Raw genomic sequence first — 13,179 nt, forward strand, 5'->3', positions numbered from 1 at the left:
TTGACACGATCAACAGTGCAGTCGCAGCATTGAAGACGAGATCGCTCTGACGGGCGCGGCCCTCAGGACTGGCAGACATTGCCTGACGTCCACCCCAGCCCGCCCGGATCCCTGCGTTCTCGCCAACCGACCGGAGAACTGAATGGCACGATATCTGCTGTCACGATTGCTCGGGGGTGCTGCCACCTTGCTGGCGGTGCTGACCTTCGTCTTCTTGCTGGTTCGATTTTCAGGTGATCCTGTGCGACTGATGCTGCCGGATCAGGCCACCGCCCAAGACGTTGCAGCAATGCGCCACGCCCTCGGCCTCGACGCCAGCCTGCCGGTGCAATATATCAGCTTCCTACGTTCGGCCCTGCAGGGTGATCTCGGGATCTCGCTGCGTCAGGGCCGCCCGGCGCTGGAGATCGTGCTGGAGCGGATGCCAGCAACGCTGGAACTGGCCCTGATCTCTTTCACCATCGGGTTTTTCGTCGCCGTTGCCCTTGCGGTCATAAGCGAAGTTTCAGGCTCAAAACGCCTGCATACGGCGATCCTGTGGGTTGCAACCGCGCGCCAGTCGGTACCGCCGTTCCTGTTCGGCATCCTGCTGGTGCTGATCTTTTCGGTAAAGATGAATATCTTGCCCGCCATCGGTCGCAACGACTGGAAAAGCTACGTCATTCCCGTCGCCACCATCGCCAGCTTTGAAGTTGCGCTCTACCTGCGCCTGATCGGATCGGCCTTTGAAGAAATGCGCGCCAGTGACTGGGTGCGCACCGCGCGCGCCAAGGGGATTTCGCGCCCGCGCCTGGTGATGGGACACATGCTTCCCAATGCGCTTTTGCCAGTGATCACCGTGGCTGGCGTCAACCTTGGCGTCTTGATAGGCGGGCTGGTGGTGCTTGAGACGGTGTTCAACTGGCCCGGCCTTGGCCGCTTGATCATCGACAGCGTCAGCCAGCGCGACTTTCCCGTTGTGCAGGCCGGGGTGCTGATGATTGCCTGCGCCTTCGTCGTCATCAACCTTCTCGTCGATTTCATCTACGCGGCCCTCGACCCGCGCGTGAGGCATTCATGACCGCCACAGATCTGACCGCCCCGAAACGCCGCCGCAACCGGCCGTCGCTGTCGACCTCGCTGGCGCTGCTGATGCTGGGACTGGTGCTGACGCTGGCAGCGCTGACCCCGCTCTGGCCCGGTTTTGATCCGCTGCACCAGGATCTGTTCGACTCGCTCGCACCCGGCTTCACCGACCCCGCGCACCCCCTTGGCACCGATGCCTTAGGGCGGGACGTGCTGTCGCGGCTGGCGCGCGCCACGCAGGTGTCGATGCTGATCGCCGCGAGCGCCGTGGCAATCAGCGCCTGTCTCGGGCTGGCCCTGGGCCTGCTGGCCGGGTGGTATCGCGGGCTGGCCGACACGCTGCTGATGGGTGTGGGCGATATCCAGCTGGCGATCCCGGTCGTGCTGCTGCTGATCGTGCTGGTCGCGGCGCTCGGTGCCTCGACCTGGATGCTGGTGCTGCTGCTGGGGCTGACCAACTGGGTGACCTATGGCCGCCTGACCCGATCAATGGTCCTCAGCTTACGATCACAGGAATTCATCATCGCCGCCCGCACCGCCGGGGCCAGCGATCTGTGGATCCTCGCCCGCCACCTGCTGCCCAACGTCGCCCCCAAGGTGCTGATCCTCGCCGCCTTCGACACCGGCGTCGTCATCGCGATCGAAAGCTCGCTGTCCTTCATCGGGCTTGGCGTGCAACCCCCCACACCCTCACTCGGCATGATGATCTCGGAAGGGCAGCGGTATCTGCAGACAGAACCGCACCTGACCCTCCTGCCGGCCTTCGTGATCTTCTGCCTGATCGGCGGCATCCAGTTCGCCGGGCAGGGGCTTGCCGCGAAACCTCCCTCTCGCGGCTGATAAAAACGGTTCCTCCCCAATAAAAAGAGAACACATATGACCAACAGGATCCTGAAAACCACCCTCGCCGCGACGGCCTTGGCTGCCCTCGCTCCGCTCAGCGCCATGGCCCAGCCCACCGAAATCGTCGCCGGTCTGCACGGCGAGCCGGATTCCCTGAACCCGCTCTACGACACCAACCTTCCTGCACTGAATATCTATTACAACGTCTTCGACCGGCTGGCGACGATCGACGGCAAAGGCGACGTTGTCCCCGACCTCGCCAGCAACTGGACCTTCAACGACACGCTGGATCAGTGGACCTTCACGCTGGCCGAGGGCATGACCTGCCAGGACGGCGCGCCGATGGACAGCTCGGACGTAAAGTTCACCTTCGACACCGCCATGGGCGACAGCACCTCTCGGCTGGGCGGCTATCTCGGCCTGGTGGCCTCTGTCGACGCCCCCTCGCCCACCGAAGTGGTGATCCATCTCAAGAGCGCGTTCGCGCCGTTTGACCGCCAGGTCTCCCTGATCCCGATCGTCTGCCAGGAAGCCTACGAGGACATGGGCAAGGAGGCCTATGGCCGCAAACCCATCGGCTCCGGCCCCTATCAGGTGACCAACTGGAGCTCGGGCGACTCCATCGAGATGGTGCGCTTTGGCGGCTTTCGCGGCGAACCCGCGAAATACGACAAGGTGACGTTCAAGCCAATCCCGGATGAGACGACCCGCGCCGCCGCCGTGCAATCGGGCGACGTCGATGTCGCCCTGCTCGGGCCAGCACAGGTTGACGGCGTCAAGCAGCAGGGCTCGGTCAACGTTGTCGCACAGGATGCCAACCGCGTGGTGTTTCTGGGCTTTAACGGCGGCGCGCCTTTCCTTGGCGACCAGAAGATGCGCAAGGCGGTTGACCTCTCCATCGACCGCGATCTGATCTCGACCCGACTGCTCAACAGCGCCGCGACGCCGACCGCCCAGATCATCGCCCCCGTCACCTTCGGTTTTGATTCCACGATGAAGCCGACCCAGACCGATGTCGCCGCCGCCAAGGCGCTGGTCGAAGAGGCCGGTTATGACGGCACGCCGATCAAGATCTCCTACCCCACCACCGGCCTGCCACAGATCGACCAACTGGCCCAGGCGGTTGCCTATTTCATGGACCAGGCCGGCATCAAGACCGAACTCGACCCGATGGAGCAGAACACCTTCTACGGCAACTGGTTCGGCAAATCCTTCCCCGGCATCTTCATCTTCGCCTTCGCGCCGTCGGTGATGGACGCGCACCTGCCCTTCTACATGCTGCTCGCCAAGGATCAGCAGGGCTATATCTTTGACGAGCGTATCGACGCGCTGATGGCCAAGCAGGTTGGCGAAACCGACCTTGAAGCGCGCGCCGCCGATCTGGCCGAAATTTCGGCCATCAACACCGAGCGGACGATCTACGCCCCGCTCTTCATCGACAGCTACATCTACGGCGTGTCCAAGGACATCGAATGGTCCCCGCGCCCCGATGGCATGATGGTTTTTCGCTGAGGTACACACATGACACCTATTCCCACACAAAACACCGCCCTGCTGGTCGTCGACATGCAAAAGGCCTTTGTCGACAACCAGTACAGTCTCGGCCAGCTTGGCCTTGACGTAACTCCTCTGCGGGACGCCATCCCCGGCTGCATCAAACTGGTCGAAATGGCCCGCGCGGCCGGTATCCCGGTGATCTTCACCCGCTATGTCTACATGCCCGGCATGGTCGATTTCGGCCTGCACCGCGGTGCCAAGGGCGAGGACCGGCTGGCCAACAAGTCGCTCGGTTTCGGCACCGGGGAGATTGAGGTGATCGACGAGTTGGGCGCGCGCCCCGATGACATCATCATCGACAAATCGCGGCCCTCGTCGTTTTACGGCACCCGCCTTGAACCCGTGCTGACCTCGATGGGGATCCGCAACCTGGTGGTCTGCGGCGTGACGACCAACATCTGCGTCGAAAGCACCGTGCGCGATGCCGGGCAGCGCGATTACGGCACCTATGTCGTCAAGGATGCGGTGGCCGAATTCACGCCCGAGCGCAATCACTATGCCCTCGTCGGAATGGCGTGGTCCTTTGGTGAAGTCGTTGAAACCGCTGACGTCTCTGCCGCCTGGATGCCCAGTTCCTCGGCTCAGGCCGCCGAATGAGCTTTGTTCGGGCGCGCCGATCTGGCGCGTCCGGCCCCCTTCACGCCTCACCTTTACCGGAGTCCGCCTGATGCCCTCTGCCTCCATCGCTCCGCTGCTGTCGATCCGCGATCTGCATATCGAATTCGACACGCCCAATGGTCCAATCACGGCGGTGCGCGGTGTCAATCTTGATCTGAAACCGGCGCAGACTGTCGCCATCGTGGGCGAGAGCGGCTCTGGCAAATCCACTATAGCCGCGGCGATCAATGGCTTGCTGGCGCGCAACGGGCGCGTCACACGCGGCGAAATCCTGTTCGAAGGGCGCGACCTCGTGAAGGCCAGCGAGGCCGAGTTGCGCCGCATCCGCGGCAGTGGCATCGGCCTGGTGCCGCAGGACCCGATGTCGAACCTGAATCCGATCCAGCGCGTCGGCACCCAGATCGCCGAGGTCCTCAGGGTGCATGGCCAGGCCAGCGGCAAAAGCGCACGTGCCCGCGCCGTCGAACTGCTGGACATGGTCGGCATCGACGATCCGGCGCGCCGGGCGCGGCAATACCCGCATGAACTCTCCGGCGGCATGCGCCAGCGCGTTCTGATCGCCATCGGCCTTGCCTGCCGCCCGCGCCTGCTGATCGCGGATGAACCGACCTCGGCGCTGGACGTGACCGTGCAGAAGGTCATCTTGGACGAGTTGCAAAGCCTGACGGCCGAGATGGGCACCGCCGTCATCCTGATCACCCACGACCTGCCGCTGGCATCTGAACGCTGCGACGAAGCGCTGGTGATGTTTCGCGGCGACATGATCGAGCGCGGCCCAGCCGCCCGCGTCATGCAGACGCCGCAATCCGATTATACCCGCCGCTTGATCGACGCGGCCCCGACCCTCGCAGCGCCGCGCTTGGTGCGCACGCCCGTCGCCAACACCACCACAGCCGCCAGCCAGCGCGTCCTGGCCGAACTGGTCGCTGCGCGCAAGGAATATCCCGGTGTGGCGCGCCTGTTCGGCCGCGCGGCCCCCTTTGTTGCGGTCGAAGGGATGAACCTGAAAATCCCCCGTGGTCAGACAGTTGCAGTGGTGGGCGAAAGCGGGTCCGGCAAATCGACCACCGCAAAGATGCTGCTGCGCACCGAAGCCGTGACCAGCGGCGACATCATCTTTGACGGCCTCGCCGTAACCCGCCTGCGCCGTCGACGGCTGAACGATTTCCGCCGTCGCGTGCAGCCGGTGTTCCAGAACCCCTATGGCTCGCTCGATGCCCGCTGGACTATCGGCGCCTCGATCGAAGAACCGCTGTGCATTCACCGCATCGGCAGCCCCGCCAGCCGTCAGCGAAAGGTCGAAGAGGCGCTGGATGCCGTGGCCCTGCCGCGTGAGATGGCCTCCCGCCTGCCCGCCGAGCTTTCGGGCGGACAGCGTCAGCGCGTCGCCATCGCCCGCGCCCTCGTTCTGGATCCCGAGCTGGTGGTGCTGGACGAAGCCGTCTCGGCGCTGGATGTGATCGTTCAGGCGCAGATCCTCAGGCTTCTGGTGGACCTTCAGGAAAAGCTGGGTTTGTCGTATCTCTTCATCTCTCACGACCTCGCCGTGGTGCGCCAGATCGCCCATCACGTCTATGTCATGCAACACGGGAACATCGTCGAACATGGCGAAACCGAGGCGCTTTTTGCCGCCCCGCGAGAGGCCTATACCCGCCAGCTGCTTGCCGCCATTCCCGGTGTCACCCCGCGTCCGCCCGCGCCTGAAGTGGTGCTGCTCCGATCCCCCGCCGCGCGCACCGCCTGATGGCAAATCCGCCGCTGCGTGCCATCGACATCGCCTGCAACCTGCATGAACCGGGCGACGCCACCAGCCACGGAGGAGGGCTGTCGTCTGCGTTTCGCGATCTGCTGCACCTTGACGATCAGGCCCGCACCGGCGCCGGTGTCGATGTCCTGCTCGACCAGATGGACCGCGCAGGAATCGAGCGCAGCTTTCTCATTGCCGTGCGCGCCGGTGACATGCGGATTCGCGGCTCGTTCGAGATTCCCTACGCGCGTGTGGCCCAGATCTGCGCCCGCCACCCTGACCGCTTCAGCGGGCTGGCGGGAATCGATCCGACCCGTGGGATGGCGGGCCTGCGCGATCTCGAAAACGCGGTGCGTGACATGGGCTTTGTCGGCGCCCATCTCTATCCGCACTGGTTCGCGATGGCCCCCGATCACGCACGGTATTATCCCTACTATGCAAAGTGTTGCGAACTTGACGTCCCAATACAGGTGCAGGTCGGCCATGCTCTGATCTACGACCCCGACCGCCCGCTGCGCAGTGTCGGCCAGCCTATGACGCTGGACACCGTCGCCTGCGATTTCCCCGAACTCAAGCTGGTCGGAACCCACATCGGCGTGCCTTGGACGGACGAAATGATATCCGTCGCCTTCAAGCATCCCAACGTACGTATTGCCACAGATGCTCACCCGCCTCGCCATTGGCCGGCATCACTGATCGACTATCTGGCGAAGCGTGGCGTTGGCAAGGTAATGTTCGGCACGGACTGGCCCGTCGTGGACCCGGTCCGAGCCAGAAATCAGATAGATGCGATGGAGATCAGCACAGAGGCGCGCAACGCTTTGCTGCGTGAAAGCGCGCTGGCCTTTTATCGCATCATGCCAAACACTTGATCAATTTTGTGACCGATGATCAAGGCCGGGTGCTACCTAGCGCCTTTCGGCGCATAGGAGCGCTGATTGGAGCTGATGCATGCTCTGTGCATGGCGACCAACTATGCCAAATCAACGCGCCGGAAATCGTGAGAGACGTTATATGACAACCGCTATGCATCACGCTTGGCGATCCAGTCATGGTCGGGATGGTTCCTGAAGCGCCAGTTTCTGCGAGGGCCGGCCATGACGTTCAGGTAATACATCTCGTATCCGTAGGGCGCGCCGCAGGGATGGTGACCCTTGGGGACAAGGGTCACATCGTGGCTCGAGACGGACATGGTTTCGTCCAATGAACCGTCTTCTGTCCAGACCCGCTGATGACCGTAGCCCTGATCAGGGTTCAGGCGGTGGTAATAGGTCTCTTCCAGATAGGTCATGTTGGGAAAGTCATCCTCGTCATGCCGGTGCGGTGGATAGGACGACCAGTGCCCTGACGGGGTAAAGACCTCGGTGACCAGAAGGCTGTCGGCCACATCGCGATCCTCCATTGCGATGTTGTTGATATAGCGCGTGTTGGTGCCCTTGCCGCGCGCGGTCAGGGTGATGCCATCGGGCCCAAGCTTTTGCGCCGTGTGGCCCGAATGACCCGGCGCCGTGCAGACGGCCAGCGTGCAATCAGTCGTGGCGACAGCCCGCCAGTCGCTGTCGTTGGGGACATAAAGACAATGCGGCGGCGTCTTTTCGAACACACTCATCCGGTCGCCCATTTCGCCAAAGTCTTGGCTTCCGGCCGAAAGGTGAGCCTTGCCCTCAACCAGCACGAGAATGACCTCTCGGTCAACGGTCGCCTCGGCCGCCGTTTCGCCTGCGGCCAGACGGTAAAGGCCAAAGCCGACATAACCCCAATCCGGGCTTTTCGGCCCCCTCGCACTGTCCACGGTGATGTCGTGCACCTTGCCGTTTGTGCCGTCGGGATGTCTCAGAAGGTCTGACATGGTGATGTTCCTTGCGTGGCGACAAAAGATCAGCCGATCAGGCCGGCGTCCTTGGCGAGGGTTTTCAGGGTCTTCAGGCCAAGCGACTGATACTCGAACGGATTGCGCACCTCCGGGTCCTGTTCTGCCTCAATCACGATCCAGCCATCATAGCTGTGCTTGGCCAGCACCTTCAGGCACTCGGCAAAGTCCACCGCGCCCTCCGGATCGCCGGGCACTGTAAAGACACCGCGCCGCACCCCTTCGAGAAAGCTCAGATGCTGCGAACGCACCTCGGCCTTGACGGCGCGGCGGACGTTTTTGGCGTGAAAATGCCCGACACGGTCGATGTATTTTGCAAGATACGGCGCGGGATCGGCACCGTCCGAGCCAAAGTAGAAGTGGCCCGCGTCAAACAGCAGCTTCGTTTCCGGCCCCGTCACCTCCATGAAGCGGTCGATTTCGACCGGGGTTTCGACCACGGTGCCCATGTGGTGGTGATACACCATGGGGAGCCCCTCTGCCGCGCAATGGGCCGCCACGGCTTCGACCTTGGCGCCAAACTCCTCCCACTGCTCGGGCGACAGCGACGGGCTGTCGCGCAGCGGCGCGGCGTCATTGCCGTGGATGGCGTTCGAGGTTTCGCAAGCGATGCAGACGGTGCAGCCCATGGCCTTGAGCCGGTCAAGTTGCGGCTGGATCGCCTCGATCTCCTCCTCGACCGACCTCACCAGCAGGTTGAGCGAATACCACGCCGAAATGAATTGCAGCCCGTGCGGGGCTAGCACCGCTTTCAGCTCATCTGCCTTCCACGGCATCTTGTGGCCGTTCTCGATGCCGTCAAAGCCGATCTTGCCGGCCTCTGACAGGCACTGATCGAGGGAAATGTGGGCGCCAAGCGTCTGGTCGTCGTCATTGGACCAGGCAATGGGGTTGGTTCCGAAACGGATCATGGAACGTGTCCTGATATTGAGAGGGTTGTTGGGTCGTGAAGGGCCTCAGCCCATCACACGGGCGCGCATCTGCGCCTCGTATGCTTTGCGTTTCTGGCGCACCTCGTCGCGCCCCGACACTTCAGGCACGGCGACGTCCCACCAGGATCCACCATCCGGCGTGCTCGGGTAGGGATCGGTGTCGATGACCACGACATAAGGGCCTTTGGCGGTCTTGGCTGTGGAGAGGGCCTCTTCAAGTTCGGCAATGCTCTGCACATGCACGCTTTGGGCGCCAAGCGACGCTGCATGTGCGGCAAAGTCGATGGCAGACGGGTTCACATGATGCGCATGGACAAGCAGGTTGTTGAACTCGGCCCCGCCAGTGCCCAATTGCAGCCGGTTGATGCAGCCATAGCCCCGGTTGTCGCTCAGCACGATGGTGAAGGGAATGCCGAGCATTGCCGCAGTGGCCAGTTCGGAATTGGCCATCAGATAGCTTCCATCGCCAACCATGCAGACGACGTCGCGCTCGGGCTGGGCCATCTTGATGCCCATCGCGCCCGCCACTTCGTAACCCATGCAACTAAAGCCGTATTCCATGTGATAGCCACCCGCGCGCGGCGCTTTCCACAACTTGTGCAGCTCTCCTGGCATGGTGCCGGCGGCGCACATCACCACCGTGTCAAGCCCCGAGGCACGCTGAACCGCGCCGATGACCTGCTGGTCGGTGGGCAGCGCGTTGCCATCGGCAGGCGCATCAGTCAGCGGATCAACCGCCGCAAACCACGCGGTCTTCAGCGCGCTGTCCGGCGCCGTCGCCGTGAAATCACCCAGAGCCTCGGACAACTCCCTCAGGCCGCGCAAGGCGTCACATTGCAACGGCATCGCCCCGTGCTTCATTGCATCATAGGCCGCGACGTTCAGGCTGATCAGCTTGCGCTGCGGGTTCTGGAACAGATTCCAGGAGCCGGTTGTAAAATCCTGAAACCGGGTGCCGACACCCAGAACCAGATCCGCCGCCTCGCAGATCGCATTGGCGCTCGACGCACCGGTGACGCCCACAGGGCCGAAGTTCAGCGGATGATCCCAGGCCAGCGCTGACTTGCCCGCCTGACTTTCGACAACAGGGATACTGTGCCTCTCGGCAAAGGTACGCAAAGCCTCTGTCGCACCGGCATAATGCACGCCACCCCCGGCGACGATCACGGGCGCCTTGGCGCCGCGGATCGCCTCGGCCACCCGCCCCAGTTCACCCTCATCCGCACCGATCCGACGCTGCCGCCAGATGCGCGGCTCAAAAAAGGCGACCGGATAATCATAGGCCTCGGCCTGCACATCCTGACAGAACGCCAGACACACCGGCCCGCAGTCAGCAGGATCCGTCATGGTGGCAAAGGCGCGCGGCAGCGCCGTCAGGATTTGTTCCGGCCGGGTGATCCGGTCAAAATAGCGCACGACAGGCCTGAAGCAGTCATTGACGCTGATCGTGCCGTCGTTGAAATCCTCAACCTGCTGCAGAACCGGGTCGGGCCCACGATTGGCAAACACATCCCCCGGGAGGAGGAGGATCGGCAAACGGTTCACATGGGCCAGCGCCGCTGCTGTCACCATGTTTGTAGCACCCGGCCCGATCGAAGAGGTCACCGCCATGGCGCGGCGGCGCCCCTGTTGCTTGGCATAGGCGATGGCCGCATGGCACATCGTCTGCTCGTTATGGCCGCGATAGGTCTGGATCACATCGCGCTCGGCAAAAAGCGCCTCACCCAGACCGGCCACGTTGCCATGACCAAAGATTGCCCAGATGCCATCAAGGAACGGCACGCCATCCTCGTTCATCTGCACAGCGATATATTTGACCAGCGCCTGAGCAGCGGTCAGCCTGATGGTTCCGCTCATGCGGCATTCCTTCTTACATCTGCGCGGGCCTCATCCCAGAGGGTGCACAGCCGGTTATATTTCTCGGCCATGTCGCGCACCAATTCGGCGTCAGGTGTGTTGCCCCCCATGTAGCGATCTGCCGCCGCGCCAAAGATCGTGCGGCCAACGGCAAAACCTTTGACCAGAGGATGGCGCGCCGCGACCTTGAAGCTGGCCGCCAGCGTTTCCTCTTCGGCCGCCAGCCCCAGAACGACAATGCCGCGCGTGTGCGGGTCATTTCTGGTGATGGCCTCGCACGCATTGCTCCATGCGCCGTCGGTCGTCATCGGTTCCAGCTTCCACCAGTCGGGATAAACCCCAAGATCGTAAAATCGCTGGATGATCGTCGCGGTGGTGTCGTCATCAACCGCGTCAACTTTGGACGGTATCACCTCAAGCAGGAATTCCAGCCGGTTGCGGCGGGCGGCGTGAAACAGACGGACAATGACAGCTTCCTGTTCGGCCTTCATCTCGGGCGCGTCATCCGGGTGATAGAAACAAAGGCATTTGACCACATGCTCCAGCGGCCATTCCGACAACCCGCCGAAATCAGGCCCGATCTCGGGCTCAAGGCTCAGCGGGCGCGAGCCGGGCAACTCGACCGGACGACCGATCCAAAGCCCCTGCCCCACCGCCTTGTAAAGCGCGTCGCGCCCCAGACGGCTTTCACACAGCATGCCATAACCGGGACGGCCCTGTGCCACTTGATTGCAGGCTTCAAGGCAAAGCTCCTTGAACGCGCCGATCTTGCCGGGCGTGGCACCTGGCAAATCCTCCAGTTGCATGCGGTGGTCAAAGGCAAACACCCGCATCGTCGACCAGTCGCCCTTGCGGTTGGTCGCCCAATGGATCTGTTCCAGTTCGCCGTCCCTGCGCAGCGCCTTTTCCCGGATGCCGCGCCTCAGAAAGAACTGAAGCTCGGTCCAGGACGGATAGGCGGGTGTGCAGCCATGGCGCGACACGGCAAAAGCCCCGCAGGCGTTGGCGTATTTCAGCGAGGTCGGCCAGTCCTCATCGTCAAGCCAGCCCTTGAGAAGGCCGGACATGAACCCGTCCCCCGCACCCAGCACGTTGAACACCTCGATCGGGAAACCTTGCCCCGCGATGCCGTCGTCCAGACTGTCGGGAATTGCGCCCTCAAACGCCACAGCCCCTGCAGCTCCGCGTTTGCAGACCAGCGTCGCATCCGACACGGCCCGCACCGCACGCAGGGCCCCAAGGGTGTCCGTGGTGCCGCCGGCAATATGGAATTCCTCTTCGGTGCCGACGATCAGGTCAAAATGATGCAGGCTCGCCCGCAACTTGCCCGTGACCGCCTCAGACGCGATAAAGCGGTTTTCACCGTCACCATGCCCCGCAAGCCCCCAAAGATTGGGGCGATAGTCGATGTCAAGCGCCCTGCGCGCGCCGTGTTTGCGCGCGCACCGAAGCGCCTTGAGAACAGCCGCTTCGGTGCGCGGGTTGCTCAGATGCGTGCCGGTCACCACGACGGACCGCGCGCGGGCAATGAAATCCTCGTCGATATCGTCTTCGCACAGCGCCATGTCGGCACAGTTTTCGCGGTAGAAGATCAGCGGAAACTGTTCCTGATCGCGGATGCCCAGCAGAACCAGCGCGGTCAGGCGCTCGGGGTCGGTGACAATCCCGCCGGGATCGACACCTTCGCGCACCAGTTCCTCGCGGATAAAGCGCCCCATGTGTTCATCCCCGACCCGGGTGATAAGCGCCGATTTAAGGCCCAGACGGGCAGTTCCGGCGGCCATGTTGGTGGGCGATCCGCCGATGTATTTCTGAAAGCTGCCCATATCCTCAAGCCGCCCGCCGATCTGCGCACCGTAAAGGTCGACAGAGGACCGGCCGATCGTGATCAGATCCAGCGACTTGACCATCAGACCGTCCCCCCCAGGGACCCTTCAAGCGAGGCAAGTTCCTGCCCACCGGCCATCATGTCCTGAAGCTCTTCTGCCGTGATCCGCCCGCGCTCCGCCGTTCCCAGCGTCTTGCCCCGGTTCAACACGGTGAAGCGATCACCAACCGCCATCGAATGGCGCACGTTATGGGTGATGAACACCACACCCACCCCCTGCTTGCGCACTCGGTCAATTGTGGCCAGCACGTTCGAGGTCTGACGCACACCCAGGGCTGAGGTCGGCTCGTCAAGGATCAGCACCTTGGCCCCAAAATGCACGGCACGGGCGATGGCGACGGTCTGGCGTTCCCCGCCTGACAAGGTCCCGACCGCCTGATCGGGACCCCTCAGATTGATCCCCATCGCGCGCATCGATTCAACACAGATGTCGTTCGCGGTCTTGATATCCATCCGCTTGAACGGGCCACGCCCCTTGGTCGGTTCGCGCCCCATAAAGAAATTGCGGGTCACGGACATAAGCGGGATCATGGCGAGATCCTGAAACACCGTGGCAATCCCCGCCTCCATCGCGTCACGCGGGCTGTCGAAATGCATCGGCTTGCCATCCAGCGTGATCGTGCCCTTGGTGGGCTTGTGCACACCCGACATCGTCTTGATAAAGGTGGACTTACCCGCGCCATTGTCCCCCAAAAGACAGTGGCATTCGCCGGGCACCACGTCAAAACTCACCCCTGCCAGAGCAATGATGTTGCCGAAATGCTTTTCGATATTTTCCATCTGGATGATAGGTTTGGCCATA

General features: G+C 62.7%; 11 protein-coding genes. 6 read left to right on the plus strand and 5 right to left on the minus strand.

Annotation, left to right across the window (positions count from 1 at the left end):
* Nucleotides 1-142 precede the first annotated feature (142 nt).
* From P775_RS23665 to P775_RS23690, 6 genes are all read left to right on the plus strand, one after another.
* The gene (locus P775_RS23665) at nucleotides 143-1,060 is read left to right on the plus strand and encodes an ABC transporter permease (RefSeq protein WP_099913298.1); all 918 of its coding nucleotides are present in this window, start codon (nucleotides 143-145) and stop codon (nucleotides 1,058-1,060) included.
* Nucleotides 1,057-1,905: an ABC transporter permease gene (locus P775_RS23670; protein WP_099913299.1), complete on the plus strand. Its 849-nt coding sequence runs from the start codon at nucleotides 1,057-1,059 to the stop codon at nucleotides 1,903-1,905. The genes P775_RS23665 and P775_RS23670 overlap by 4 nt, the downstream gene beginning before the upstream one ends.
* 36 nt (nucleotides 1,906-1,941) lie before the next feature.
* Complete coding sequence (locus tag P775_RS23675; RefSeq protein WP_099913300.1) at nucleotides 1,942-3,420, plus strand: ABC transporter substrate-binding protein; 1,479 nt, start codon at nucleotides 1,942-1,944, stop codon at nucleotides 3,418-3,420.
* A 9-nt stretch (nucleotides 3,421-3,429) separates the two neighbouring features.
* Nucleotides 3,430-4,062, plus strand: coding sequence for a cysteine hydrolase family protein (locus P775_RS23680; protein ID WP_099913301.1), 633 nt, complete (start codon nucleotides 3,430-3,432; stop codon nucleotides 4,060-4,062).
* A 70-nt stretch (nucleotides 4,063-4,132) separates the two neighbouring features.
* On the plus strand, nucleotides 4,133-5,827 hold the full coding sequence (locus P775_RS23685) for a dipeptide ABC transporter ATP-binding protein (RefSeq protein ID WP_099913302.1): 1,695 nt from the start codon (nucleotides 4,133-4,135) through the stop codon (nucleotides 5,825-5,827).
* Entirely contained in the window at nucleotides 5,827-6,702 is an 876-nt protein-coding gene (locus tag P775_RS23690) for an amidohydrolase family protein (protein ID WP_099913303.1), read from the plus strand. Before P775_RS23685 ends, P775_RS23690 begins: the two co-directional genes overlap by 1 nt.
* 152 nt (nucleotides 6,703-6,854) lie before the next feature.
* Here the strand turns inward: P775_RS23690 and iolB are convergent, their stop codons facing one another.
* The 5 genes from iolB to P775_RS23715 are packed head-to-tail and all read right to left on the minus strand — an operon-like array spanning nucleotide 6,855 to nucleotide 13,178.
* Nucleotides 6,855-7,679, minus strand: a complete 825-nt coding sequence (iolB, locus tag P775_RS23695; protein WP_099913304.1) for a 5-deoxy-glucuronate isomerase — start codon at nucleotides 7,677-7,679, stop codon at nucleotides 6,855-6,857.
* Nucleotides 7,680-7,708: 29 nt separating this feature from the next.
* Nucleotides 7,709-8,611: a myo-inosose-2 dehydratase gene (iolE, locus tag P775_RS23700; protein WP_099913305.1), complete on the minus strand. Its 903-nt coding sequence runs from the start codon at nucleotides 8,609-8,611 to the stop codon at nucleotides 7,709-7,711.
* A 45-nt stretch (nucleotides 8,612-8,656) separates the two neighbouring features.
* The gene (gene iolD / locus P775_RS23705; protein ID WP_099913306.1) at nucleotides 8,657-10,489 is read right to left on the minus strand and encodes a 3D-(3,5/4)-trihydroxycyclohexane-1,2-dione acylhydrolase (decyclizing); all 1,833 of its coding nucleotides are present in this window, start codon (nucleotides 10,487-10,489) and stop codon (nucleotides 8,657-8,659) included.
* Nucleotides 10,486-12,399, minus strand: coding sequence for a bifunctional 5-dehydro-2-deoxygluconokinase/5-dehydro-2-deoxyphosphogluconate aldolase (locus P775_RS23710; RefSeq protein WP_099913307.1), 1,914 nt, complete (start codon nucleotides 12,397-12,399; stop codon nucleotides 10,486-10,488). Before P775_RS23710 ends, iolD begins: the two co-directional genes overlap by 4 nt.
* Entirely contained in the window at nucleotides 12,399-13,178 is a 780-nt protein-coding gene (locus tag P775_RS23715) for an ATP-binding cassette domain-containing protein (RefSeq protein WP_099913308.1), read from the minus strand. Before P775_RS23715 ends, P775_RS23710 begins: the two co-directional genes overlap by 1 nt.
* Nucleotide 13,179: the final 1 nt, after the last annotated feature.

The sequence above is a fragment of the Puniceibacterium antarcticum genome (assembly GCF_002760615.1).
Classification (GTDB): Bacteria; Pseudomonadota; Alphaproteobacteria; order Rhodobacterales; family Rhodobacteraceae; genus Puniceibacterium; species Puniceibacterium antarcticum.